Origin of the sequence: Methylotenera sp., assembly GCF_029946165.1 — a bacterium.
Classification (GTDB): Bacteria; Pseudomonadota; Gammaproteobacteria; order Burkholderiales; family Methylophilaceae; genus Methylotenera.
This window is the reverse complement of the sequence record NZ_JAQSDZ010000005.1, coordinates 61484-86725: the sequence shown is the minus strand read 5'-3', so window position 1 is coordinate 86725 and position 25242 is coordinate 61484. Positions and strand designations below refer to the sequence as shown.

Below are 25242 nucleotides of genomic sequence, written 5' to 3'. Positions count from 1 at the left end.
AAAGTTTACTGAACATACTGCAAAATTCTGCATGTGCTGCAGTAAGGACTAGCTAACGGCTCGCCGATAAACAAACCCTGTGCTGGCCATGCAACACTTTTCCAATACGCTTCCACGGCAGTTTCACCTGAAAGATAATGCCCTAGCAGCACGCTTGGATTAGGAAATTTTTGCCAATAATTGCAAGGCTCGGACACTGTGCCAAAGCTAGCCGTAGCCCCTGCTTGCAGCCATTTCAAGCTACTCATTTGATTGGTTCCGAGCAAGTCTCCGCCAACTGAAGTCAAATGGTCAGCAAGCGCACCTGGCATAAAAGTTAATGTATCCAGCTTCGGCACATGCGCCAGACCCGTTTCGTACACCATGATGTCTTTCATATTTTCGATAGCATCCAGTTGCAAAGTTTGTATCTGGAGTTTTCTTTCAGGAATATGCATTGATTTTGGAAAGAATCGAGCTCTTGAACTACGCTGCTTATCAGAGGTTTTTAAATAATAAGCACTTGCTTCATTCATCACAAATCCACTTAATACGCCACGATCAATTAATGCCTTTGCCTCATCTACCGACTCCGTTGGCATTAACATCGACAGCTTCAAACCCGCATCAATTGGCTGAGTCGTTACACTATCAAAATAAGGACTCATTTTGCCAGGGTCACAAGTTTTTTTACACTGTTGCGCATCGAAACCTAAAGTCAGTGCAGAGGTAATGGCATTGCACTCCACCGCATACGGCGCAGTCCAAACCAGTAAGATGACTTGCATCTCTGGTTTCAGTTTTTCATCAATTGATTGTTTGAGTTGATTAAACTGCTCGACCGTTAGCTTCTTTGGATTTCCCGGAATATTGACTTGAATGAGGTTGCTTGATGGAATACCTCGTGCTTTTATATAATACTGTCCGATTGCGACACTATTAGTATTAGCAGTGTTGACGACAACCGCCACATTATTTGCCCTAAGCAATGAGTCTGCAAATGCCTTATTAACGAACAGGGCATTTGAAAACAGAACCATCGCTAGACTTAATAAAGTAATAAGCTTCTTCATTGTCTTATCACTAAATATTTTGCATGAACCATGTCCCAGTATACCTTTAACTTTTAAACAATTTAATTTATGAAAGGCTTTTTGCTATTTAAGCTTGAATCACGAATCTTGACCTACTAAAAGATTTAAATGTTCAAAATCCATTAAGTGCAGAGTTTAGAATGATAAAATATCGCTTTAATGGTGATATTTCATGACAGTAAAATTAGACACAATCATTACAGATTCAGCGAACGCTGGAATCTTGAATAACATCCGCGTAGTGTTATGCCAAACAAGCCATCCTGGCAATATTGGCTCCGCCGCACGCGCCATGAAAACCATGGGACTAAAACATTTATACTTGGTAAAACCAGATAAGTTCCCTGATGCCCATGCTACAGCCCTTTCAACAGGTGCCGCAGATTTACTTGAAAATGCAATCGTCACTGAAACATTAAGCGAAGCACTGCAAGGTTGCGTGTTAGCTATCGGTATGAGTGCGCGAAAACGTCAAATTTCACATGAGCTAGTCAATGTGCGTGAGGCTGCCCTGCGAGGCAGTAGAATAGCTGCTTCTCAGCCTATCGCTTTGGTTTTTGGCACAGAAATGAGCGGTCTTTCGAATGCGGAATTAGATTGCTGCCAGTTGCTTGCCATGATTCCAGCCAATCCTGAATATTCATCACTTAATCTTGCCGCCGCAGTTCAAGTGATGTGTTACGAAATGCGCATGGCGGTGCTTGAAGGTAAACTTGATGACGCCAAGCCAACCGAATACGCCACCAATGAGGCATTGGAAGGCTTGTATGCGCATTTAGAAGATACGCTCATAATAATTGGCTATCTTAATCCTAATGCGCCAAAAAAACTCAGCGAGCGCATACGTCGCATTTATGCCCGCGCCAAGTTAGAAAAAGAAGAAGTGAATTTGCTTAGGGGCATACTCACACTAACGATAGAACCGAAAAAGCATACTAAGTATTAATAAATACTTTATCAAATACTTACCAATAAAACCGCCCTATTAATAGCTTTAAAAAACATTCGACATTGCAAGTTATGGCATAATATCGCCATGTTTAATCACTTAAAAGAAGACATCTCCATTGTGTTCGAGCGCGACCCTGCGGCGCGCACCCACTGGGAAATACTCACCACTTATCCTGGCGTACATGCTTTACTCATGTACCGCTTATCGCATTGGCTTTGGAAAAAGCAACTTTACTGGCTAGCACGTTTCAACTCACACCTAGCCCGCTGGCTCACAGGCATCGAAATTCACCCGGGTGCCACTATTGGTCGTCGTTTATTTATTGACCACGGCATGGGCGTAGTCGTTGGCGAAACAGCGGTAATTGGTGATGATTGCACGCTTTACCATGGTGTAACATTAGGTGGCACTTCTTGGAATAAGGGTAAACGCCATCCCACGCTTGAAAGTGGCGTGGTGATTGGTGCTGGCGCAAAAGTACTCGGCCCGATTACCGTTGGTGCTGGTGCAAAAATCGGCTCAAATGCGGTGGTTGTTAAGAATGTGCCTGCTAATGCGACTGCTGTAGGTATACCTGCAAGAATCTTAGAGGAAGAAAAAGCCAGTAAAGACGATTCTAAGCATATTGCCAGCTTTACGGCTTATGCAGTAATAGACGATAACGATAAGTTCAATCATGAGGCTATGTCTAAAGCGCTCCAAACACTTCTTGAACACAGCGCACAACAGGATGCTAAATTGGCTGAGTTAACAACTCAAATAAAAGCTCTCAGTATCGACGAAACTATTGACACTAAAATTGCTACGGCATTTGATGTTAAACAGCCATAAAAAACAAAGACACCAAAAAACTGTTAATTAACTAATTTTGAGAAATCCCTAAGAAACGCAAGCTCGTCATTAATTAGGTAAAAATCCACTCCGTTAATTAGCGCTTATTGGAATAGTTAGACCGAGTGAACTTAAACGGGTTAATAGTTGACTAAAGTTATCAAGTATTATAAAATTACCTGTAATTATATAGGTGCTATTAACTAATGAAACTTACAACAAAAGGCCGTTTTGCTGTGACTGCAATGCTAGATTTAGCCTTGCATGAGGCGCTAGCCAGTAGCGAGAATCAGCTTGAGGGTAGTAGCCAGACAATCGATATTAAACCCGTGACATTGGCGGGCATTAGTGAGCGTCAAAGCATTTCCCTATCATACTTAGAGCAGCTATTCAGCCGCTTGCGTCGCCAAGGCTTAGTAAACAGTGTTCGCGGGCCTGGTGGCGGTTACAAGCTAGCGAAAAACTATGCGGATATTTCAGTAGCTGAAATTATCAATGCAGTAGATGAACAAATAGATGCTACGCATTGCGGCGGTCATGAAAACTGTAAGGATGAAGGTCGCTGCATGACGCATGACTTATGGTCTACGTTAAACACTAAAATTTTAGATTACCTTGCTGGAGTAAGTCTGGCTGACATGGTTGCTTCACAGACATCAGATAAAAAAGTCACCATTACGCCACGCTCAAACAATGCATGCAACAATAAAGGCTCTACTGTCGAGGCGGTAAGCGCTTAATACTAGCGATATTGAGTCATGGCACACATCTATTTTGATCATAATGCGACGACTGCGCTTGATAGCCGCGTATTAGAAGCCATGTTACCTTGGATGACAAGCCAAGCAGGCAACCCAACCAGCCGTCATGTCTTTGGTCGCTCAGCCCGCGATGCTGTAGAACATGCAAGAACTCAAGTAGCTGAAGCTTGCGGTGCTTATACCTCGCAAGTAGTATTTACTTCATGTGGTACAGAAGCCAATAATTTTGCTATAAAAGGCATTGCAGCAATTAAACCAGCAACAATTGCGCGACAAATTTTAACTAGCGTAATTGAGCATCCATGTGTGACCCGACCTGCAATCGCGATACAACAACATGGTTATATGAGTCAAAAAATTGTTGTTGATGCAAACGGAAAAGTAGATTTAGAAGGTTTTAAATCGCAGTTAAACACACCAACTGGCTTAGTTTCAGTCATGTTGGCAAACAATGAAACAGGTGTGATACAAGAACTTGGAACTATTACTGAGGCGGCTCGAAGTGCAGGCGCGTTCATGCATACAGATGCGGTGCAAGCACTGGGAAAAATTGATCTGAATTTTGCAGATTTGAATGTAAACGCGATGACTATTTCCAGTCATAAGATTCATGGCCCACAAGGTGCGGCAGCGCTAATTGTAGATAAAAAATTGGATATACAGCCATTATTGCATGGCGGTGGGCAAGAAAAAGGTTTACGCAGCGGCACAGAAAACGTTGCAGCAATTATTGGTTTTGGCGCAGCTTGTGAGTTAGCCGTAAGTAATCGGACAAATTTTGCGGCACACACATCATCATTGCGCAATCAACTTGAGCAAGGTTTACAAGCATTAAACGCTAGCATTTTTAGCAAACAGGTAACGCGCATACCGAATACCAGTTTTTTTGCCATTGACAATATTGAAGGTGAAACACTGGTCATGGCTTTAGATCGTAAAGGCTACGCGGTTGCGAGCGGCTCAGCTTGCTCGAGCGACAGCACTGAACCTAGCCATGTACTTTTGGCAATGGGCGTAACAGCAGATGTGGCGCGTGGTGCAGTAAGAGTTAGTTTTGGCGCAAGTAATACAGCCGAACAAGTGGCGAGTTTTTTAACCACTTTGAAAAATGAAATTTTGAGATTAAAACAATTGACGGCGATAGCCGCTTAATTAAGATTTTGTAGATTGGGGTTCTCTCCTGACCTGCAAAATCCAACCGATTTAACAAAATGCAAGGATAAATAAAGAATGTCAGCATCACTAGAAATGCCAGTTTCAAAACACGCAGAGGATAGTATGCATCCAATTTATTTGGATTACTCAGCTACTACGCCTGTTGATCCGCGCGTGGCTGCAAAAATGATTCCATACCTCACGGAAGACTTTGGCAACCCAGCTTCACGTAGCCATCCGTACGGGTGGACTGCTGAAAAAGCGGTTGAAAACGCACGCGATGAAGTAGCAAAATTAGTGGGTGCAGATCCACGCGAAATCGTTTGGACATCAGGTGCAACTGAGTCTAACAACCTTGCAATTAAAGGTGCGGCCAATTTTTATAGCGGCAAAGGCAAACATATTATTACCGTTGCCACAGAACATAAAGCGGTGATTGACCCAGTTCGTGAACTTGAGCGCCAAGGTTTTGAAGCCACATTTTTAGAGCCAGAACCAAACGGCTTAGTGGATTTAGAAAAATTTAAAGCGGCGATTCGCCCAGATACGGTTTTAGCCTCTGTCATGTTGGTTAACAATGAAATTGGTGTAATTCAAGACATCGTAGCAATCGGTAATATCTGCCGTGAAAATGGCGTGATTTTTCACGTAGATGCCGCGCAAGCCACTGGTAAAGTACATATTGATTTAGAAAAACTACCTGTCGATTTAATGAGCTTTAGTGCGCATAAAACCTACGGCCCTAAAGGCATTGGCGCTTTGTATGTGCGTCGCAAACCACGTATTCGTATTGAAGCGCAAATGCACGGCGGCGGTCACGAGCGTGGTATGCGTTCTGGCACGTTGGCTACGCATCAAATCGTTGGGATGGGTGAAGCATTTAGAATTGCGCGTGAAGAAATGGATTTAGAAAACGCACGTATTCGCCGTTTACGCGATAAATTGTTACATGGCTTAGAAAGCATGGAAGAAGTTTACGTGAATGGCGATTTAGAACACCGCGTTCCACATAACTTGAATATTAGCTTCAACTATGTAGAAGGCGAGTCTCTGATTATGGCAGTGAAGGGTATTGCTGTTTCAAGCGGTTCTGCCTGTACCTCTGCCAGCTTAGAGCCAAGTTATGTATTGCGTGCTTTAGGTCGTACAGATGAGTTAGCGCATAGTTCAATTCGCTTCTCAATTGGTCGTTTCACGACTGAAGAAGATGTGGACTACACGATTGAGTTAATGAAAAGTAAAATTGGCAAATTAAGAGAATTATCCCCATTATGGGAAATGTTTAAAGACGGAATTGATATAAGTAAAGTGCAATGGGCAGCACACTAAAATGCTTCTCTTTTATCGCCTAGCGGCGTTGTCGGGATACTCGCTTAGAAAACTAAGCGTCGCACCCCTCCGCCTTGCCAGACGAAAAAATAGTGCACATTTGCAATTTGAAAAGAATACTTAAGGAGTAAGAATCATGGCATATTCAGATAAAGTTTTAGATCACTACGAAAACCCGCGCAACGTTGGTACGTTAGACAAAAACGATCCAAACGTAGGTACTGGTATGGTTGGCGCGCCAGCTTGTGGCGATGTAATGAAGTTAATGATTAAAGTGAATGATAACGGCATTATTGAAGATGCTAAATTCAAAACTTACGGTTGTGGTTCAGCCATTGCCTCAAGCTCTTTGGTAACAGAGTGGCTTAAAGGCCGTACTATTGAAGAAGCTTATGCGATTAAGAATTCAGAAATCGCTGAAGAATTAGCGTTACCGCCAGTAAAGATTCACTGCTCTGTATTGGCTGAAGACGCAATTAAAGCGGCTGTAGCTGACATTAAAGCTAAACAAGCAGCGAAAGAGACTGTATAGCATTATGGCAATATCACTCACAGAAACCGCGGCTAATCGCGTAGAAAAATTCCTTGCCAATCGCGGCAAAGGCATTGGCTTACGTTTGGGCGTTAAAACCACTGGCTGTTCAGGCATGGCGTATACACTGGAGTTTGTAGATGAGATGCATCCAGAAGACACCGCGTTTGATAGTCACGGCGTTAAAGTGATTGTTGACCCAAAAAGCCTTGTTTACATTGATGGTACAGAATTAGACTTTACCAAAGAAGGCTTAAATGAAGGCTTTAAGTTTAACAATCCCAACGTAAAAGACGAGTGTGGTTGCGGTGAAAGCTTTACAGTGTGAGTTTGAATTATTTTGAGTTGTTTGGTCTTAACCCAATTTTTAATATTGAACTAGCCACACTAGAAAGCAATTTCCGTAAGATACAATCTGAGTCGCATCCAGACAGATTTTTAACGGCATCAGCGACAGAAAAGCTAAGTGCTATGCAACTTGCAACGCTAGCAAATGAAGCTTACCAATGCCTTAAAAATCCAGCTAATCGCGCTAAATATCTATTAGAATTGCAGGGCATTACTGCTATCAGCGAAACTAATACCGCTATGCCGATGGACTTTTTAATGCAGCAAATGGAATGGCGAGAAGCTACGGAAGATGCAGTTTCAGCTAAAGATGTAGACGCTTTAGATAATTTACTTGCTGAAATTCGAGTTGAAGCAAAAAGTTTGCAAGAGAATCTAGTCAGTTTGCTTGATGTGAAAAAGGATTACGCCACAGCCACTGATGCTACTCGAAAACTGATTTTTATGGAAAAAGTCTCTGAAGACATTAACCGCGCAATTGAACAATTAGACATTTAATATGGCATTACTGCAAATATCCGAACCTGGCATGAGCGCCGCACCACACCAACACAAGTTGGCGGTTGGAATAGACTTAGGCACGACAAACTCTCTAGTAGCTACGGTAAAAAGTGGCATGGCGACTGTATTACAAGATGAACATGGCCATGCGCTATTACCTTCTGTAGTGCGTTATATGCCAGAAGGTGAAGTGGTTGTTGGGCATGATGCGCAAGCACAGCAGAGTGCAGACCCAGTGAATACCATTGCCTCAGCCAAGCGATTTATGGGGCGTAGTCTAAAAGATATTGCTGATAGAGCGCACATTCCATATAACTTTGTTGATAGCTCTGACTCAACCAAATTATTGCAAATTCAAACTCGCGCTGGTTTAAAAACACCCGTAGAAATCTCCGCAGAAATTCTGAAGACACTTAAAGCGCGTGCTGAAAAGTCGCTAGGTGGCGACTTAATGGGCGTAGTGATTACCGTGCCCGCCTACTTTGACGATGCACAACGCCAAGCCACAAAAGATGCCGCGCGATTAGCGGGTTTAAATGTATTACGCCTACTCAATGAACCTACTGCTGCTGCCGTGGCTTATGGCTTGGACAATGCTGCAGAAGGTACCTTTGTTATTTATGATTTAGGTGGCGGCACGTTTGATGTGTCCATTCTTAAACTGACTAAAGGCGTGTTTGAAGTACTTGCCACCAATGGTGATTCTGCGCTTGGCGGTGATGATTTTGACCACCGTATTTATTGCTGGGTATTAGACAGAATTAGAGAAACTACTAATAATTTTAGTCCACTCAATGAGAACGACACTCGCTTGTTACTCACCAAAGCACGTCAAGCAAAAGAATGGTTAACAGATAACCATGAAGCGCAAATTGTATGTCGTTTAAGTACTGGTACTTTAGTAGATATAACAATCAGCGCAACGCAATTTGTAGAGTTCACGCAACAGTTAGTGATTAAAACACTCGCACCTACACGCAAAGCTATGCGTGACGCGGGTCTTACATTAGAAGATATTGAAGGCGTTGTGCTGGTAGGTGGCGCTACCCGCATGCCACAAGTAAGACATGCTGTTGAAGAGTACTTTAAACAAACACCTCTGACCAATTTAGATCCAGATAAAGTGGTGGCACTTGGCGCAGCCATTCAAGCCAATGCTTTAATAGGCAATCGCAGTGAAGATGATTTATTGCTACTAGATGTGACTCCGCTTTCTTTAGGCTTAGAAACCATGGGCGGCTTGGTAGAAAGAATTATTCCTCGCAACAGCACGTTGCCAATTGCACGCGCGCAAGACTTCACTACCTACAAAGATGGTCAAACCGCCATGAGCATACAAGTGGTGCAAGGTGAACGTGAGCTGGTCGCAGATTGCCGTTCGTTAGCACGTTTTGAGCTACGCGGCATTCCACCTATGGCGGCTGGCGCAGCTCGCATACGTGTGACTTTTCAGGTGGATGCAGACGGCTTACTTTCAGTCAGCGCTCGCGAACAAACCAACGGTGTTGAAGCGCATGTAGTGGTTAAACCGTCATATGGATTGAGTGAAGATGAAATCACGCGTATGCTGAAATCATCATTTGGCAGTGCAGAGGCTGACAAGAAAGCGCGTATGCTGGCAGAAGCCCGCGTTTCTGCAGGTGCCATTATTAACTCAGTCACACTGGCATTAAATGCAGATAGCCATCTAATTAGTGATAATGAAAAGCAAACAATAGAAACTGAAATACAAAACCTGCAAACGGTAAGCCAAGCCGAAGATGCTGATGCTATTAACAAAGCCGTAGATGCTTTGAACCATGCCACCGAAGCATTTGCCGCAGCGCGAATGAATGCAAGCGTGAGTCATGCATTAAGCGGCAAGAACTTAGATTCAATTAACCTGTAGGAGCGGCTTTTAGCCGCGAATGCTTTCTTGAATACATTCGCGGCTAAAAGCCGCTCCTACAAAAAAGGGAAAACACATGCCACAAATAATCATACTGCCTCATGTTGAACTCTGCCCAGATGGTGCAGCGATTGAAGCTAAAACAGGCGAGTCGATATGCGATGTATTGCTTAATAACCATATTGATATAGACCATGCTTGCGACCAAGCATGTGCCTGCACCACTTGCCATGTGATTGTGCGCGAAGGTTTTAAATCTCTTAACCCTTCAAACGACCAAGAAGATGATTTGCTGGATAAGGCTTGGGGATTAGAACCCAACTCGCGCTTATCTTGCCAAGCACTGGTTGGTAAAGAGGATTTAGTGGTTGAAATACCTAAGTACTCAATTAATATGGCAAAAGAAGGCCATCGCTAGGCCTTAATCTGTTTAGCTCGTGATTCATTACTAGCGGTGAAGCTGTCATCACTTATGCAGTCGAATTCCAGCACCTAGTTAGATTGGGCACTCGTTTTTCGTTTATAACGATTGATGAGCCCTACAAATCCATCGGTTTCAACCAGTTCTTGATAGCGATAGAACGTGTCTCTTGAGACATCCATAATTTTGCAGGCTTTTGAAACGTTTTGTAGTTCTAAAGCAAGATTAAGTAATCCTGCTTATGTTTAATGATTTGGATGTGAGTATGCAACATGAGCGTTACCTTTCTTTAAGTTTGATTACGGATTCAACATCCATATCAAACTCGGTAACGCTCACCTTTGCAATTGAACTGTCTGAGTAAATGGGAACTAATACAAACTACTAAAATAGATTCTTTACAGTCTCTTTTTTAGAATGCCCACTGTGCTCTTACAGTGTAGACATCAATGTCATCTGCATACTTACCATCAGCTTTGGTCAAAGCGCCACCATCCAATTCAAATGCCTTAGTGTAGCCAGCCAATAGACGTACATCCTCATTTAAGTACCAGTTTAAAGAAACTGACATTCTTTTTTGCTCACCACCTGTAACATTGTCATCTTCTAAATCAGCTTGATCATAGCGAGCTGCCACTTCCCAAGCACCCCACGTACCATTTTTTAAACTAAACTTACTTTTTGGTACTAAGCGTTTGAACTCACCATCAGAGCCCTTATAAGTACGTGACTCACCTGTTAACGTGTAACCAACTTGTGCATAAAACGCGTCAAAATCAACATCTGAACCAGTTGTTCTTGAAACCGTTGATTTAGCATATTCACTTTGGAAAGAAAGTGGGCCATACATCGCTGCCAATTCAACAATACCTGTTTTCACATCGTCCATATTAGTAAACTTAGCATCTACTAACTTCAGGCTTGATAAATTGGTAGTTTTATAACTAAATTCCGTTGTTTTACCATTAGCCAAATTATCTTCAGACACTTTACGATATCCATAGTTGGCGCCTACATGCAATACTTTATCCGCTTCATTTATTAAGGCGTATGTACCACGGACACCAAAACCATGTCCCTCATCTTTGTTTGAAGCACCATTCGCCATAGAGTCACCGTACAGGCCAGCGTTAACATGCCAGTCCTTACCATAACCTTTCATGTTAACGCCAATAGCACGGTCAAAATATGGTAGTGTTAATGCAGTTACTAATGAGCGTTCAGTGAACATAATATCGTTTGAACTCTCTTGAACCTCCATGCTCATCGCATGTTTTTGATGACCTACAGTTAGCTCCATAGGAGCATTGAAGCCATGGTAAACCATAAATAAATCTTTGATAGAAACCTTATCGCCGCCAAAGTCAGTTTCAATCATGTAGTCAAAGTCATTGTATACAGTGCCACTCAATGCAATACGGCCACGACGAATCTCTGTACCGTCAACAGCTTCTTTCCCACCTTTCAATGATTCATCACCAGAGTGGCTTGAATAATCTGCATGCATACGACCACCTAGCTTGATACTAAAGTCACCATCAGCGCCTTTAACTACCAAGCCTTTTTTACCAACCTCTAATGTTGGATTACTTCTAGCCTTCTTCTCAGCAGCTTCTTTTTCACTAGCACGCCCCTTCATTAACAAGGCGCCTTCTTCATCCGTCAACACGCCTTTAGCAACTAATGCACCTACAAGTTCATCTGTTGAATCAGCCATTGCATTAGTACCAACACTTAACATTAATGATCCAGCAAGTGTTGCAGCAACCAAGCTTTGTAATTTGTAACTCATTTAAAAACCCCTTGTCAATTTAATAATTATTTACTGCGTTTTTTCAACAAGACGGATTCTGCGATATCAGTATTACAATTTGATGACAGAGCTATATTTATCAAAATAAATGATTATTACGTTGTATTTTTACAACAAAAAAACGCCTATTAGATTTCACTAATAGGCGTTTTTTAGGTTTTTGTAGGAGGGGCTTCTAGCCCCGAATGCAGAGATATCCTGCACACTGAAATTTGTTGCTTGGGTTGTTCGAGGCTATAAGCCGCTCCTACATAATGCTAACTTTCAACGCGCATATGAGGAAACAAAATCACATCACGGATACTTGCGCTGTCAGTAATCATCATCACTAAACGGTCGATGCCGATACCACAACCGCCTGCTGGTGGCATGCCGTATTCTAAAGCGCGAATAAAGTCTGCATCATAGAACATGGCTTCATGGTCACCCGCCTCTTTAGCTTTCATTTGCGCATGGAAGCGTGCCGCTTGGTCTTCGGCATCATTCAACTCACTGAAGCCATTGGCAATTTCGCGACCAGTCACAAACAATTCAAAACGCTCTGTGATTTCTGGGTTTTTGTCGGATGCACGTGCCAGCGGCGAAACTTCCACTGGGTAGTCAATAATATAAGTTGGTTCCCACAATTGGCTTTCTGCGGTTTCTTCAAACAAGGCTAATTGCAATGCACCTAAACCTGCATGGTCAAATGGTTTTGTACCGTGTTTAAGAATTTCAGCACGTAAGAACGCTTCATCATTTAACTGCTCAAGCATGTATTGCGGGGCATATTTTTGAATTGCACCTACAATGGTTAAGCGTTGAAATGGCTTGCTTAAATCCAACTCGCGACCTTGATACTCCAACACTGCGGTGCCGCGCGCCGCAATAGCTGCGGTGCGAATACAGTTTTCCGTAAAGTCCATTAACCATTGGTAGTCGGTATAAGCCGCATAGAACTCCATCATGGTAAATTCTGGGTTATGACGAACGCTCAAACCTTCGTTACGGAAGTTACGGTTTACCTCAAACACACGCTCAAAACCACCCACAACAAGGCGTTTCAAATACAGCTCTGGAGCAATACGCATATACATTTGCATATCTAAAGCATTGTGGTGCGTAATGAATGGCTTAGCAGAGGCGCCACCTGGAATCGGGTGCAACATCGGCGTTTCAACTTCTAAGAATTCATTTTCAATCATAAAGTTACGAATGGCAGAAACCACTTTGCTACGTGCCACAAAAGTCGCACGCGTTTCTTCTGAGGTAATTAAGTCAACGTAACGCTGACGATATTTAACCTCTTGGTCTTGCAAACCGTGGAATTTTTCTGGCAATGGACGTAAAGATTTTGTCAGCAAACGAATTTCAGTGACTTTAATTGAAAGCTCACCCGTTTTAGTTTTAAACAAATGACCAGTCGCTCCTAAAAAGTCGCCCAAATCCCAATGTTTAAATTGCTCGTAGATTTCTTCGCTAATCATGTCTTTAGCTACATACAGCTGAATACGGCTACCTGCATTTGCGCCGCTGCCATCTTGTATGGTCGCAAAACTTGCCTTACCCATCACGCGTTTCAACATCATACGGCCAGCTACTACAACGTTAACTGGTGTTGCTTCAAATGCTTCATTTTCTTGATTAGCATAGGCCGCGATTAAGTCAGCTGCTTTATGTTGCGGCTTAAAATCATTAGGAAACGCTACGCCACCAGTGGCTTCACGAATTGATTTTAGCTTTTCACGACGCTCGGCGATAACGTGGTTTTCGTCTACGGCAACAACTTCACTAATTTGCTGACTCTTCTCTTGATTATTCATTCTTAGACTCCCTGCTTCAAACTGACTTGTATAAATGGGTCAAGGTCGCCATCAAGCACGCCTTGCGTATTACCAATTTCTACATTGGTACGTAAATCTTTAATGCGGCCTTGGTCTAGCACGTAAGACCTGATTTGATGCCCCCAACCAATATCAGTTTTAGCATCTTCAAGCGCTTGTTTGTCGGCATTGCGCTTATTTAGTTCTAGGTTATACAGCGCGCCTTTTAGCATATTCATCGCTTCATCACGGTTACGATGTTGTGAGCGGTCGTTTTGACATTGCACCACGGTATTAGTTGGAATATGCGTAATACGCACAGCAGAATCGGTTTTATTAATGTGCTGACCACCCGCACCACTGGCGCGATAAGTATCAATGCGCAGATCGGCTGGGTTAATATCAATTTGAATCGAATCATCGACTTCTGGGAAAATCTGCACGCTAGCAAATGAAGTATGGCGTTTGGCGTTACTATCAAACGGCGATTTACGCACTAAGCGATGCACGCCATTTTCGGTTCTTAATGTGCCATAAGCATAGTCACCAGTGACTTTAATAGATGCGCCTTTAATGCCTGCTACATCGCCATCAGACTCTTCTAGCACTTCCACCTTAAAGCCTTTGCGTTCGCAATAACGTAAATACATACGCAGCAGCATGGCCGCCCAATCTTGCGCTTCTGTACCACCACTGCCTGATTGAAATTCAATAAAGCAATTATTCGAATCTAACTCGCCAGAAAACATGCGGCGGAATTCCATTTCGGCCACTTGTTTTTCTACTGCTAGCGAATCAGTATCTACGCTTAGTAAGGTTTCGTCGTCATTTTCTTCGCGCGCCATTTCAAATAGCTCGCGGCTATCATTTAAGCTGCTTTCAACGGATTGTAAATTATTAACTACAAGCTCTAATGCGCGCTTTTCTCTACCTAATTCCTGGCTTTTTTTGTTGTCATCCCAAACTTTGGGGTCTTCCAACAAACCATTGACTTCTTCTAGACGCTGAGACTTGGTCTCAAAGTCAAAGATACCCCCTAAGGGATTGATTGCGTTCGGCTAAATCGATTAAACGATTAGCGATAATATTGAGTTGTTCAGCTTCCATAATGATTTCTACAATGACTTGCGGTGCTATTGAAAGCGCACATTATACAGCAAAACAACCCCTACTTTTAGTCTAGCCCACGCACCAAGCGCCATCACGATAAACCACTTGCTCGTCTAAAGTGACTCGCTCAGTCACGGCAAATACATCTATGTGATATTTTCCGTCACCGCGCTTAAAGTTTGGTTTGCCGTAAATACCATGTTTGGCGCCTAATGACAAATGCACGCCGCACATGCGCTCATAACTGCCAATGTCGCTCACACTACGATCTTTGCTAAAAGCGCGATTTAAGCCAAAGCCAATTTCGCGTAACCAAACCACTTGCTCGTCCGCACGAATATTAGCTAAAACCGCATCAAACTGTGGCGTGCTATCTTCAGTGGCGACCACTTGTCCGCGTTCAACAATCAAAGTGATAGGAATGGCTGGGCGGTTAACCTTATATTGTGTGTCACCAAAAGCAAAAATTCGTACGCGTCCATTCACGGCTTCTAAATCACGCGCTTCGGTAAATACTTCGCCAATAGGAAATTGCCCACCTACATTTGGCATCTCACTGTAATCACCCACATTGAGTTTGGCTGATTCGAAGGCAGAACCAATCATTAAGCGAGCCTCAGGAAACGCATCACCGCCACTATCTATACAACCAGTCTGTGCTTGATTGATAATAGCTTTCAATTGTTCACCTACACCGCGAAAATATTGTGGGTCGTAGGCTAAAGCGTCAATGTAATATCCAACTTCTGCACCGACCATACGGCTTAAATGTGGATGCTCAATGACTTTGAGGCCGCGTTTGAATAGCTCAACCCGAATGCGAAAAGCTTCCAGCCTGAAGTTGGTAGATTGAACAAGCACCACTAAATCTGACTCTGTCAAATCAGCCAATACCGCTAACACCTCAACGGGCGTGTGTTTATCAAAGTCTACAAAATGTGCCTCTGGCAGGCAATTTCTATAGGCTTGCGTCAAAGCGTTAGCCAACTCGCATGCTGTATCAAACACAACCACAGCCTTATGCGGCGCAGCGTGTTTGAAAACATGCGTTAATATTTCGCTTATATTTTTTTCTGCCGCGCTGGCATTATCTACACCACCAACCAAAGAGCTTGCGAAGGCATGTTGATTAACTATCAAACGTTTGTCGCCGCATTAACCACTTCGCCATCTTCTTTAGTAAAAGTGCCAATATTTGGATTTTCTAAAATATCTAACACCAACTCTGATGGGCGACATAGTTTTATTCCTTTGCTAGTCACTACAATTGGGCGGTTAATAAGAATCGGATGTTGCAACATAGCGTCTATCAAAGCGTCATCTGATAAATTTGCATCATCTAAACCTAATTCAGCATAAGGCGTTCCGTTTTCGCGGATAAGCGCACGTATATTGCCACCCATGGCAGCAATAAGCTCAATTAAACGCTCTCGACTTGGTGGATTTTTAATATACTCAATCACTTCAGGCTCCACTCCGCTGGCGCGTATCATGGCCAAGGTGTTACGTGATGTGCCACAAACAGGATTGTGATAAATAGTTACTTTCATTTTTATTCGCTCTTTATTAATATCAATCTGATTCGTACCAGTTGCGACTTCTATTTACAATCGCCACAACCGATAACATTACAGGTACTTCAATTAACACACCAACAACCGTAGCAAGTGCAGCCCCTGAGTTAAAACCAAATAAAGCAATCGCTGTTGCTACAGCCAGCTCAAAGAAGTTAGATGCGCCAATTAAAGCGGAAGGACCAGCCACACAATGGGCAACTTTGAGTTTCTTATTCAACCAATAAGCGAGCATAGAATTGAAATAGGTTTGAATAATAATTGGCACGGCTAACAAGCCAATAATCATTGGCTGTGCCAAAATCTGCTGACCTTGAAAACCAAACAACAAAACTAGCGTTGCAAGTAAGGCGGCAAGTGAAATTGGGTGTAGTCGTTTAAGTGTTATGTCTAGCGCTTTTTGACCTTTAGAAAGTAGCAGTTTACGTAATATTTGACTTACCACCACTGGCACGATAATAAATAAAATCACCGAGATAAATAGCGTATTCCACGGAACAATAATGCTAGACAAACCAAGTAGAAGCGCCACTATGGGTGCAAAAGCCACTAACATAATGGCATCGTTAATCGCCACTTGTGAAAGTGTAAATTTAGCATCGCCATTACATAAGCTGCTCCATACAAACACCATGGCCGTGCATGGCGCTGCGGCCAATAAAATTAATCCTGCAATATAGCTATCTATTTGGTCTATAGGTAATAATCCAGCAAATAGATGGCGAATGAAAATCCAAGCTAAAAGTGCCATGGAAAATGGCTTGACGAACCAATTTATAAACAAGGTAACGCCAATGCCCCTGCTATGCGTTAGCACATCTTTCATCGAACTAAAATCTACCTTGAGCAGCATTGGGATAATCATCAACCAAATGAGCAAAGCCACTGGCAAGTTAACCTCAGCGATTTTTAAACTACCAATTATTTGAAAGAATTCGGGGAATAGTTTACCTATAGCAACCCCAACAACAATGCAAGCTAAAACCCACCATGTAAGATTTTTTTCGAAAGACCCTATTACTGGCTTGATGTTTGTCTGCTGCACTTTGTTAGAAAGACTCATTTTTGTTTAAATACAACTAATATATAAAGTACGAATTATATCGTAAGAAATTTAACTATTTATGACATTAGCGCTCGCGGATTTAAACTTGGGCGGTTAAAATAGCGCAATAATAATTTTGAAATTAAATTGCAATAAATTTGTAATAAAAAAATTGGGAGAATGAAGTATGGCAAATGCGGTTTTCGGTCGATTAATGGCTGCAATATCACCACGTAACGACAATTACTTTGTGTTGTTTAACCACTTAGCGGATAGCGCAGTGAAAGGCTCCAAAGTGCTTGCCATGATGTCAGCCGTGAATGACCCAGCAAAATTTGAAGAACATTTCGCTGAAATTAGAGCGATTGAATCCCAAGCTGATGAATACACCAAAGAAATTCTTCTCTCACTTCACAAAACTTACATTACCCCATTCGACCGACGCGAAATTCGCGAGCTAGCCATGGCGCTAGATGACATTATCGATTACATGGAAGACATTCCACAAAGTTCTAAAATTTACGGTCACAGTGACTTCACGCCTGAAATGGTTGCGCTAGGTCAAATTTTATTGCGTGCTTCTGAAAAAGTACGCGATGCGGTGAATATGCTTTCAGACATGAAAAATGCTGAACGCATTTTACGCACTTGTGAAGAAATCAGTGCGATTGAAGGCGAGGCAGATCATGTGATGCGTGCTGGTATGCGCCGTTTGTTTGATGAAGAAGCTGATGCACGTAAACTGATTCGCTCAAAACAACTTTATGATTTATTTGAAATGGCGGTTGATAGCTGTGAAGATGTAGCCGATGTAATCCACGGTGTTGTGCTAGAGCGAATTTAGGGAGTACAGCATGGATCACGCAATCCTCATCATGGCATTGCTCGTGGTGGTTGCCCTCATGTTCGACTTCATGAACGGCTTTCACGATGCAGCAAACTCCATTGCACTTATGGTTTCTACGCGCTTACTCACACCGCAGGCTGCGGTGGTTTGGGCGGCATTTTTTAACTTAATCGCTTTTTTGTTTTTTGGCTTACATGTTGCCAATGTAGTCGGTAAAGGCATAATTTCTAAAGAGATTATTGATAATGCCGTGATATTCGGCGCGCTCAGTGGCGCAATATCTTGGAACTTAATTACCTGGTGGTTTGGTATTCCTTCATCTTCATCACACGCTTTAGTCGGTGGTTTAGTGGGTGCGGGCGTAGCTAAAGCGGGCACTGGGGCTATTGTAGCTGCTGGCCTCATTAAAACCTCAATCGCTATTATTCTGTCTCCTTTATTCGGCATGTTACTCGCACTCATTTTAATGGTGTTGGTATTGTGGATTTATGAAAAATCTTCGCCCTATCCAACTGAACGCATGTTTAATAAGCTTCAATTTGTCTCCTCATCACTTTACAGCTTAGGTCATGGTGGTAATGATGCACAAAAAACCATGGGTATTATTGCAGTTTTGCTTTATGCCAACGGTTATATTCAGGGTGATTTCCATGTGCCATTTTGGGTAGTCATTTCTTGTCAAGTTGCCATGGCATGCGGCACACTGTTCGGTGGTTGGCGTATTGTTCGCACCATGGGGATGGGCATTACGCGTATCCGCCCTTCTGGTGGCTTTTGCGCACAAACATCTGGCGCTATCGCCTTATTTATTGCTACTTCGCTAGGTATTCCAGTTTCAACTACGCATACCATTACTGGTGCTATTGTTGGCGTTGGTCTATCAAGACGCGTATCTGCAGTTCGCTGGGGGCTAGCATCTCGCATTGTGTGGGCATGGGTGCTGACCATACCTTGCGCAGGCTTAATTGCAGCAATGAGTTATCATTTTGGTAGTACATTTTTAAATTAGTCATTAATTCAGCATTTTAAATAAAAAGGGACTCTTTATGAGTCCCTTTTTATTTTTAACGTTTATTCAATTTGTCATTAAATTGTCATATTTGATTTCTAGAATGGTCATCAAGTTAAACCAACTCATGAATCAACTGGAGAAATTAATGCAAGTTAACAACTTTAATCTTAAGGCAGCGCTTTTAGCCGCAGGTCTTATCCTCGCCCCTAGCGCATTCGCAACTGACATTACTGGGGCTGGTGCGACTTTCCCATACCCAATTTATGCAAAATGGGCGGAATCATATAACGTTAAAACTGGTGTTAAATTGAATTACCAATCTATTGGTTCCGGTGGTGGTATTAAACAAATCACTAATAAAACAGTAGATTTTGGTGCTTCTGACAAACCGTTGAAACCTGAAGAGCTAGATAAAGCTGGCTTAATGCAATTCCCAGCAATCGTTGGTGGCGTTGTTCCTGTAGTGAATGTTCCTGGGGTTGCTGATGGCGAAATGCGTCTAAACGGTGAAGTGCTAGCGAATATTTATTTGAAAAAAATAGTTAAATGGAATGACCCCGCAATTAAAGCGCTTAACCCAAGCCTAGCATTACCAGATTCAGCAATTACTGTAGTGCATCGTTCTGACGGTTCTGGTACCTCTTTTGTATTCACTAACTACTTAAGTAAAGTAAGCAAAGAGTGGAGTGATAAAGTGGGTGCTGATACTTCTGTTGCATGGCCAACGGGCTTAGGCGGTAAAGGTAATGAAGGCGTTGCATCATACGCACAACGTATAAAAGGCTCAATTGGTTACGTTGAGTATGCCTTCGCTAAACAAAACAAATTACCTACCATAAGCTTGCAAAATCGAGATGGTGAGTTTGTTGAACCAAGTATCGAAAGCTTTCAATCAGCGGCTAAATACGCCGAATGGGAAAAAGCACCTGGTTTTTACGAAATTCTGACTAACGAACCAGGCAAAACTACATGGCCTATTACTGGTGCCAGTTTCATTTTAATGCACAAACTACAAGACAAGCCAGTTAACGCAACTGAAGTACTTAAGTTTTTTGATTGGAGTTTCAGCAACGGTGCTTTGATGGCAAAAGGTTTGGACTACGTGCCAATGCCAGATAACGTCGTAAAATTGATTGAAACTAGCTGGAAAACAAACATGAAAAGCAAAGATGGCGCTGCAGTTTGGACTAAATAGTTTCAAATTAGTAAAATAAAACAAAATAAGTAAAAGTAATCACTAATGTTAATAGGCGCAATTTAATTGCGCCTATTAACATTATCAACTTAAACACTGCGGAAGGAAATATAATAATGGATATCTACGCCACCTCAGCAGTTTTAAATGAAGAAATCATCATTCGAGAATCAATTTCAATGCCGAATAGTCCACATAATAAAAACATAGGAGCGATGCTAGATAAGCTGTTTCGCTATACCACCATGTTTTTTGCTTTTCTAGTTTTTATCCTACTGTTTGGCATTATTATTACTCTATTAGTAGGCAGCTTGCCTGCATTAAAGATGTTCGGTGCCTCTTTTTACACCAGCACGTCATGGAATCCTGTCACGATTGATTTTGGTGGTGTTGTGCCAATTTACGGCACTTTTATCACTGCGCTTATTGCCATGCTCATTGGTATTCCAGTGAGTTTTGGTATTGCAATATTCATCACAGAACTTTCTCCAAACTGGCTTAAACGTCCAATTGGCGTGGCTATTGAGCTGTTAGCAGGTATCCCAAGCATTATTTATGGCATGTGGGGTTTATTTGTATTCGCACCGTTGTTTGCCGACCACGTGCAACCTTGGATGAATGATCATCTCGGTGCACTGCCTTTGATAGGTATTTTATTTCAAGGCCCACCTATGGGTATTGGCATGCTCACAGCAGGCTTTATTCTCGCTATTATGGTGATCCCATACACAGCATCAGTAATGAGAGATGTGTTTGAGATTGTGCCGAGCATGCTTAAAGAGTCTGCCTACGGACTAGGCGCTACCACTTGGGAAGTCATTTGGAACGTAGTACTTCCCTATACGAAAACAGGTGTGGTTGGCGGCATTATGCTCGGATTAGGTAGAGCGCTTGGTGAAACTATGGCGGTCACATTTGTTATTGGTAATGCTCACGAATTATCCGCTTCGTTAATGATGCCAGGGAACACGATTTCATCTGCATTGGCAAACGAGTTTACCGAAGCAGTCGGGGATGTATATACCTCATCACTCATCACATTAGGCTTAACTTTATTTGTAATCACATTTATTGTGCTGTCACTGGCTAAATTGTTATTGATACGCTTATCACTGCGCGAAGGAAAACAATCATGACCGCTTTAAATAACAAACGCTACCTGCGCCGTAAATTTGTGAATGGACTGACATTAAGCCTATCTGTTGGCACCGTAATATTTGCACTCACATTCTTGGTATGGATTTTATGGACATTGTTTAGCCAAGGTCTTAGTCACTTAACGTTAGATGTATTTACCAAAATGACGCCCCCACCTGGCAGCTCCGGCGGCTTGTTAAATGCCATTGTGGGTAGTTTGTACATGGTTTTCTTTGCTACAGTTATTGGTACACCTGTTGGCATTTTAGCTGGCACTTATCTTTCAGAATACGGAAAATCAGGCTGGTTAGCGCCAACAACAAGATTCATTAACGACATCTTGCTATCAGCGCCATCCATTGTTATTGGCCTATTTGTCTATGAAGTCGCTGTCCATAGCGTCAGTCATTTTTCTGGCTGGGCAGGTTCATTCGCCTTGTCACTATTAGTCATACCTGTAGTCGTGCGTACCACTGAAAATATGATGTCATTGGTACCAAGCACTTTGCGTGAAGCCGCAGCAGCACTTGGCGCACCTTACTGGAAAGTCATTGTGAATATCGTTTATAAATCAGCAAGAACTGGTATTTTGACGGGGCTATTGCTGGCTGTGGCACGTATCAGTGGCGAGACCGCACCACTATTATTCACCGCGTTGAATAATCAGTTCTGGAGTACGGATATGAGCCAACCAATTTCAAGTTTAGCTGTTGTGATTTTCCAATTCGCAATGAGCCCTTATGAAGACTGGCAACACCTTGCATGGGCTGGCGCTTTACTCATTACTTTGTTCGTGCTTGGCCTGAATATATTAGCGCGCACTTTGTTCCGTCAAAATCAATCTCACAGTTAGTTTAGGATTACTTAAATATGTCCACGCAAACTCTTCAAGCGAAGATCTCAGCTAAAAACATGAATTTCTACTACGGTAAATTTCATGCGCTTAAAGATATCAATATTGATATTCCAGCAAGCCAAGTCACCGCTTTTATTGGCCCATCTGGCTGCGGTAAATCAACCTTGCTACGTACTTTTAACCGTATGTATGAGCTCTATCCTAAACAACGTGTTGAAGGTGAAATCCTGCTTGATGGCAAAGATATTCACTCTGCCGAACAAGATTTGAATTTGCTACGCGCTAAAGTCGGTATGGTTTTTCAAAAACCAACACCATTTCCAATGTCTATTTATGACAACGTTGCCTTCGGCGTTAAACTTTACGAGAGCTTATCTAAATCAGATATGAATGACCGCGTTGAATGGGCGTTGCAGAAAGCAGCCATTTGGAATGAAGTGAAAGACAAACTGCATCAAAGTGGTTCTGGCTTGTCAGGCGGTCAACAACAACGCTTATGCATTGCGCGTGGCGTGGCAGTAAAACCAAACGTATTGTTACTTGATGAACCTTGCTCTGCGTTAGATCCAATCTCTACGGCGCGTATTGAAGACTTGATTCATGAGCTGAAAAAAGAGTACACCATCGTTATCGTGACGCACAACATGCAACAAGCGGCTCGTGTATCAGATTACACCGCTTATATGTACTTGGGTGAGCTGATGGAATTTGATCAAACCAATACTATTTTTACACGTCCTAGTCGTAAAGAAACAGAAGATTACATCACAGGTAAATTCGGCTAATTAACATTGCTAGACCTAACCAAACAATCAATTTTTTGTTCTACTGAATAAGTTTTTAAAAGGAATAAGTGATGGGATCTGAACATATATACAAACAGTACGACTCAGAATTAGAGTCTGTACGCGCTAAAGTACTTGAAATGGGTTCACTCGTTGAGCAACAGATTGTGGACGCTTTAGACGCATTAACTACATCAAATGCCAAGCTAGCTAAACGAGTCATTAATAATGACCACCTAGTAAACGCACTGGAAGTGCAAATTGATGAGGATTGCAGTCATATTATTGCCTTGCGCCAGCCCGCTGCAGGAGACTTACGCATGGTGCTGATGATGATTAAAACCATTACAGACTTAGAGCGTATTGGTGATGAGGCTGCAAAAGTTGCACGCTTAGCATTAAAATCAAGCGAGACTGATCGTATGTGGACGCCGCGTTTTGCTGAAATCAAAACTATGGCCAATCTAGCGCGTGAGATGCTTCATATGTCCCTCGATTCATTTGCTCGTTCAGATGCCACTAAAGTTTTGCCGATTGCGCAAATGGACGAACAAGTAGATGACCAGTACCAAATGACCATTCGCCACCTTATTACATTTATGCTGGAAGACCCGCGCACAATTTCGATGTCCTTAGAAATACTGTTTGTGTCTAAAGCGATTGAACGCATCGGCGACCATGCAAAAAATATCTCTGAATACGTTGTATACATGGTCAAAGGTAAAGATGTTCGCCATACCACGATAGAGCAAATGGAAGAAGACGCGAAGTCTTAACTTAACATTCAGATTTTCTAGTTCACCCAAGTTAAATTTTTAACCTAGTTAATTTTATACCCTAGTTCATTTGATAAAGCGGAGTTTGGTTAATATGCATTAAACAAACTCCAGCTAGCGTTAAATTCCTATTTAGCTGGCCGCGGCTCTAACTACTTCAGCAATTTCCTCAGCTAATTTCTGCACTAAGGCCTTATCCTGCCCCTCCACCATCACGCGAATTTTAGGTTCTGTCCCTGAAGCTCTTAGCAGCACTCGACCAGATCCATTTAATTCGTCCTCAGCTTTTTTAACTGCGTTTTGAATTTGTGGAATTTCTAAATTCAGTTTAGTTTTAGTAGTGACATTGATGAGCACTTGCGGATAAAGTAGCAGCTCGGTATTCATTTCGGTGAGCGTTTTACCGCTTTGTTTTAAGGCATGTAGCACTTGAAGTGCAGCGATAATCGCATCGCCACTCGTGTGTTTATCTAATGTGAGTATATGACCTGAATTCTCACCACCCAATTTCCAGCTATTTTCATTCAATAATTCCAACACATATCGATCACCCACTTTAGCGCGAGCGAATGGAATTTGATGTTTCTGCAAAGCATGCTCTAAGGCCAGATTGGTCATGAGCGTGCCCGCTACGCCGCCCTTTAGCTCGCCTTTGGCCTGCAAGCCTGTAGCAATAATATATAGCAACTGGTCGCCATCCAATAGATTGCCTTGTGCATCGACCATCATCACACGATCACCGTCACCATCAAACGCAATACCTAAATCTGCTTGATGTTCTAGCACAGCTTTCTGCAATGCTTGCGGGTGGGTTGAACCAACCTGTTCGTTAATATTGAGCCCGTCCGGCTTATTGCCGATGCATACAATTTCTGCGCCTAACTCATGAAAAACATTTGGTGCCACATGATAAGTCGCGCCATGTGCGCAATCCAGTACGATTTTTAAGCCACGCAAGTCTAAATTGTTAGGAAAAGTACTTTTGCAAAACTCGATATAGCGCCCCGCTGCATCGTCAATACGGCGTGCTTTACCTAACTTTGCTGATTCCATTACCTGCATTGGTTTTTCCAATTCAGCTTCAATGGCATGCTCAATATCGTCAGGAAGCTTTGCACCCTCACTTGAGAAAAATTTGATACCATTGTCATAATATGGATTATGAGAGGCTGAAATAACGATGCCTGCCTGCGCACGTAAAGCTCTTGTTAAGTAGGCAACTGCTGGCGTTGGCATTGGTCCTGTCAACAATATGTCCACACCGGCAGCAGACAAACCTGCTTCTAATGCGGCTTCTAACATATAGCCAGATATGCGCGTATCTTTGCCAATTAACACGGCAGGATGTGCGCCTTTTGCAAGATTACTATTCGCTGAGGTGAGCACTTTTCCTGCCGCATAGCCTAAACGCATCACAAAGTCTGGGGTAATTGGATGCTCTCCTACCTTACCGCGAATGCCATCAGTACCAAAATATTTTTTGCTCATTTTTCATTCCT

25 protein-coding genes and 1 pseudogene are annotated in these 25242 nt (G+C 42.5%); 17 read left to right on the top strand and 9 right to left on the bottom strand.

Annotation, left to right across the window (positions count from 1 at the left end; translation table 11 throughout):
- Positions 1-5: 5 nt before the first annotated feature.
- Complete coding sequence (locus PSV17_RS02645; protein ID WP_300479406.1) at positions 6-1052, bottom strand: TIGR03790 family protein; 1047 nt, start codon at positions 1050-1052, stop codon at positions 6-8.
- 193 nt (positions 1053-1245) lie between these two features.
- Here PSV17_RS02645 and PSV17_RS02640 point away from each other — a divergent pair, with 193 nt between their 5' ends.
- The 10 genes from PSV17_RS02640 (at position 1246) to fdx (ending at position 9788) form a co-directional block, all read left to right on the top strand.
- On the top strand, positions 1246-2019 hold the full coding sequence (locus tag PSV17_RS02640; RefSeq protein WP_300479403.1) for an RNA methyltransferase: 774 nt from the start codon (positions 1246-1248) through the stop codon (positions 2017-2019).
- 90 nt (positions 2020-2109) lie between these two features.
- Complete coding sequence (gene cysE / locus PSV17_RS02635; RefSeq protein WP_300479400.1) at positions 2110-2856, top strand: serine O-acetyltransferase; 747 nt, start codon at positions 2110-2112, stop codon at positions 2854-2856.
- Between the two features lie 206 nt (positions 2857-3062).
- On the top strand, positions 3063-3596 hold the full coding sequence (locus tag PSV17_RS02630; protein ID WP_300479398.1) for an Rrf2 family transcriptional regulator: 534 nt from the start codon (positions 3063-3065) through the stop codon (positions 3594-3596).
- 18 nt (positions 3597-3614) lie between these two features.
- On the top strand, positions 3615-4769 hold the full coding sequence (locus PSV17_RS02625) for a cysteine desulfurase family protein (RefSeq protein ID WP_300479395.1): 1155 nt from the start codon (positions 3615-3617) through the stop codon (positions 4767-4769).
- A gap of 78 nt (positions 4770-4847) precedes the next feature.
- Positions 4848-6101 (top strand): IscS subfamily cysteine desulfurase, encoded by a 1254-nt coding sequence (locus PSV17_RS02620; protein ID WP_300479392.1) that lies wholly within the window; start codon positions 4848-4850, stop codon positions 6099-6101.
- Positions 6102-6237: 136 nt separating this feature from the next.
- Positions 6238-6633 carry a Fe-S cluster assembly scaffold IscU gene (gene iscU, locus PSV17_RS02615; RefSeq protein ID WP_300479390.1) on the top strand — a complete coding sequence of 132 codons (396 nt, stop codon included), beginning with the start codon at positions 6238-6240 and terminating at the stop codon, positions 6631-6633.
- A 4-nt stretch (positions 6634-6637) separates the two neighbouring features.
- Positions 6638-6961, top strand: coding sequence for an iron-sulfur cluster assembly protein IscA (iscA, locus tag PSV17_RS02610; RefSeq protein ID WP_300479388.1), 324 nt, complete (start codon positions 6638-6640; stop codon positions 6959-6961).
- Positions 6958-7479 carry a Fe-S protein assembly co-chaperone HscB gene (gene hscB / locus PSV17_RS02605; protein WP_300479386.1) on the top strand — a complete coding sequence of 174 codons (522 nt, stop codon included), beginning with the start codon at positions 6958-6960 and terminating at the stop codon, positions 7477-7479. The genes iscA and hscB overlap by 4 nt, the downstream gene beginning before the upstream one ends.
- A 1-nt stretch (position 7480) precedes the next feature.
- A complete protein-coding gene (hscA, locus tag PSV17_RS02600) occupies positions 7481-9370 on the top strand; it encodes a Fe-S protein assembly chaperone HscA (RefSeq protein ID WP_300479385.1) in 1890 nt (629 codons plus the stop codon).
- Between the two features lie 76 nt (positions 9371-9446).
- The gene (fdx, locus tag PSV17_RS02595) at positions 9447-9788 is read left to right on the top strand and encodes an ISC system 2Fe-2S type ferredoxin (RefSeq protein ID WP_300479384.1); all 342 of its coding nucleotides are present in this window, start codon (positions 9447-9449) and stop codon (positions 9786-9788) included.
- A gap of 137 nt (positions 9789-9925) precedes the next feature.
- Here fdx and PSV17_RS02590 read toward each other — a convergent pair.
- From PSV17_RS02590 to arsB, 7 genes and pseudogenes are all read right to left on the bottom strand, one after another.
- A pseudogene (locus PSV17_RS02590) lies at positions 9926-10065 on the bottom strand (helix-turn-helix domain-containing protein); the annotation flags it as partial.
- A gap of 138 nt (positions 10066-10203) precedes the next feature.
- Positions 10204-11583, bottom strand: coding sequence for a porin (locus tag PSV17_RS02585; protein ID WP_300479382.1), 1380 nt, complete (start codon positions 11581-11583; stop codon positions 10204-10206).
- 278 nt (positions 11584-11861) lie between these two features.
- A complete protein-coding gene (gene lysS / locus PSV17_RS02580) occupies positions 11862-13406 on the bottom strand; it encodes a lysine--tRNA ligase (protein WP_300479380.1) in 1545 nt (514 codons plus the stop codon).
- Positions 13407-13408: 2 nt separating this feature from the next.
- Positions 13409-14513, bottom strand: a protein-coding gene (gene prfB / locus PSV17_RS02575; protein ID WP_300479377.1) for a peptide chain release factor 2 whose coding sequence is annotated in 2 segments (ribosomal slippage) — positions 13409-14431 and positions 14433-14513 — 1104 coding nt in all. Because the reading frame shifts where the segments join, the coding sequence is not laid out codon by codon here.
- A 72-nt stretch (positions 14514-14585) separates the two neighbouring features.
- Positions 14586-15656 carry a hypothetical protein gene (locus PSV17_RS02570; protein ID WP_300479375.1) on the bottom strand — a complete coding sequence of 357 codons (1071 nt, stop codon included), beginning with the start codon at positions 15654-15656 and terminating at the stop codon, positions 14586-14588.
- Positions 15653-16066, bottom strand: coding sequence for an arsenate reductase (glutaredoxin) (arsC, locus tag PSV17_RS02565; protein ID WP_300479373.1), 414 nt, complete (start codon positions 16064-16066; stop codon positions 15653-15655). The genes PSV17_RS02570 and arsC overlap by 4 nt, the downstream gene beginning before the upstream one ends.
- A 22-nt stretch (positions 16067-16088) precedes the next feature.
- Entirely contained in the window at positions 16089-17153 is a 1065-nt protein-coding gene (gene arsB, locus PSV17_RS02560; RefSeq protein WP_300479371.1) for an ACR3 family arsenite efflux transporter, read from the bottom strand.
- Positions 17154-17322: 169 nt separating this feature from the next.
- On the opposite strand from arsB, the gene PSV17_RS02555 reads away from it, so the two are divergent.
- From PSV17_RS02555 to phoU, 7 genes are all read left to right on the top strand, one after another.
- Positions 17323-17979, top strand: coding sequence for a DUF47 family protein (locus PSV17_RS02555; RefSeq protein WP_300479369.1), 657 nt, complete (start codon positions 17323-17325; stop codon positions 17977-17979).
- Between the two features lie 10 nt (positions 17980-17989).
- Positions 17990-18991 (top strand): inorganic phosphate transporter, encoded by a 1002-nt coding sequence (locus PSV17_RS02550; RefSeq protein ID WP_300479368.1) that lies wholly within the window; start codon positions 17990-17992, stop codon positions 18989-18991.
- 148 nt (positions 18992-19139) lie between these two features.
- Positions 19140-20189, top strand: coding sequence for a phosphate ABC transporter substrate-binding protein PstS (gene pstS / locus PSV17_RS02545; RefSeq protein ID WP_300479366.1), 1050 nt, complete (start codon positions 19140-19142; stop codon positions 20187-20189).
- A 116-nt stretch (positions 20190-20305) separates the two neighbouring features.
- Positions 20306-21325, top strand: a complete 1020-nt coding sequence (gene pstC / locus PSV17_RS02540) for a phosphate ABC transporter permease subunit PstC (protein ID WP_300479364.1) — start codon at positions 20306-20308, stop codon at positions 21323-21325.
- Positions 21322-22179, top strand: coding sequence for a phosphate ABC transporter permease PstA (gene pstA, locus PSV17_RS02535; protein ID WP_300479363.1), 858 nt, complete (start codon positions 21322-21324; stop codon positions 22177-22179). Before pstC ends, pstA begins: the two co-directional genes overlap by 4 nt.
- Positions 22180-22196: 17 nt before the next feature.
- The gene (gene pstB, locus PSV17_RS02530; RefSeq protein WP_300479361.1) at positions 22197-22967 is read left to right on the top strand and encodes a phosphate ABC transporter ATP-binding protein PstB; all 771 of its coding nucleotides are present in this window, start codon (positions 22197-22199) and stop codon (positions 22965-22967) included.
- Positions 22968-23038: 71 nt separating this feature from the next.
- On the top strand, positions 23039-23743 hold the full coding sequence (gene phoU, locus PSV17_RS02525; RefSeq protein ID WP_300479358.1) for a phosphate signaling complex protein PhoU: 705 nt from the start codon (positions 23039-23041) through the stop codon (positions 23741-23743).
- Between the two features lie 132 nt (positions 23744-23875).
- On the opposite strand, the gene glmM is transcribed toward phoU, so the two are convergent.
- Entirely contained in the window at positions 23876-25231 is a 1356-nt protein-coding gene (gene glmM, locus PSV17_RS02520; protein ID WP_300479356.1) for a phosphoglucosamine mutase, read from the bottom strand.
- Positions 25232-25242: the final 11 nt, after the last annotated feature.

Bases quoted from the DNA above. Each gene is read 5' to 3' on its own strand.
- PSV17_RS02645 (WP_300479406.1), bottom strand. From the start codon at position 1,052: ATGAAGAAGCTTATTACTTTATTAAGTCTAGCGATGGTTCTGTTTTCA.
- PSV17_RS02640 (WP_300479403.1), top strand. From the start codon at position 1,246: ATGACAGTAAAATTAGACACAATCATTACAGATTCAGCGAACGCTGGA.
- cysE (WP_300479400.1), top strand. From the start codon at position 2,110: ATGTTTAATCACTTAAAAGAAGACATCTCCATTGTGTTCGAGCGCGAC.
- PSV17_RS02630 (WP_300479398.1), top strand. From the start codon at position 3,063: ATGAAACTTACAACAAAAGGCCGTTTTGCTGTGACTGCAATGCTAGAT.
- PSV17_RS02625 (WP_300479395.1), top strand. From the start codon at position 3,615: ATGGCACACATCTATTTTGATCATAATGCGACGACTGCGCTTGATAGC.
- PSV17_RS02620 (WP_300479392.1), top strand. From the start codon at position 4,848: ATGTCAGCATCACTAGAAATGCCAGTTTCAAAACACGCAGAGGATAGT.
- iscU (WP_300479390.1), top strand. From the start codon at position 6,238: ATGGCATATTCAGATAAAGTTTTAGATCACTACGAAAACCCGCGCAAC.
- iscA (WP_300479388.1), top strand. From the start codon at position 6,638: ATGGCAATATCACTCACAGAAACCGCGGCTAATCGCGTAGAAAAATTC.
- hscA (WP_300479385.1), top strand. From the start codon at position 7,481: ATGGCATTACTGCAAATATCCGAACCTGGCATGAGCGCCGCACCACAC.
- fdx (WP_300479384.1), top strand. From the start codon at position 9,447: ATGCCACAAATAATCATACTGCCTCATGTTGAACTCTGCCCAGATGGT.
- PSV17_RS02585 (WP_300479382.1), bottom strand. From the start codon at position 11,583: ATGAGTTACAAATTACAAAGCTTGGTTGCTGCAACACTTGCTGGATCA.
- lysS (WP_300479380.1), bottom strand. From the start codon at position 13,406: ATGAATAATCAAGAGAAGAGTCAGCAAATTAGTGAAGTTGTTGCCGTA.
- arsC (WP_300479373.1), bottom strand. From the start codon at position 16,066: ATGAAAGTAACTATTTATCACAATCCTGTTTGTGGCACATCACGTAAC.
- arsB (WP_300479371.1), bottom strand. From the start codon at position 17,153: ATGAGTCTTTCTAACAAAGTGCAGCAGACAAACATCAAGCCAGTAATA.
- PSV17_RS02555 (WP_300479369.1), top strand. From the start codon at position 17,323: ATGGCAAATGCGGTTTTCGGTCGATTAATGGCTGCAATATCACCACGT.
- PSV17_RS02550 (WP_300479368.1), top strand. From the start codon at position 17,990: ATGGATCACGCAATCCTCATCATGGCATTGCTCGTGGTGGTTGCCCTC.
- pstS (WP_300479366.1), top strand. From the start codon at position 19,140: ATGCAAGTTAACAACTTTAATCTTAAGGCAGCGCTTTTAGCCGCAGGT.
- pstC (WP_300479364.1), top strand. From the start codon at position 20,306: ATGGATATCTACGCCACCTCAGCAGTTTTAAATGAAGAAATCATCATT.
- pstA (WP_300479363.1), top strand. From the start codon at position 21,322: ATGACCGCTTTAAATAACAAACGCTACCTGCGCCGTAAATTTGTGAAT.
- pstB (WP_300479361.1), top strand. From the start codon at position 22,197: ATGTCCACGCAAACTCTTCAAGCGAAGATCTCAGCTAAAAACATGAAT.
- phoU (WP_300479358.1), top strand. From the start codon at position 23,039: ATGGGATCTGAACATATATACAAACAGTACGACTCAGAATTAGAGTCT.
- glmM (WP_300479356.1), bottom strand. From the start codon at position 25,231: ATGAGCAAAAAATATTTTGGTACTGATGGCATTCGCGGTAAGGTAGGA.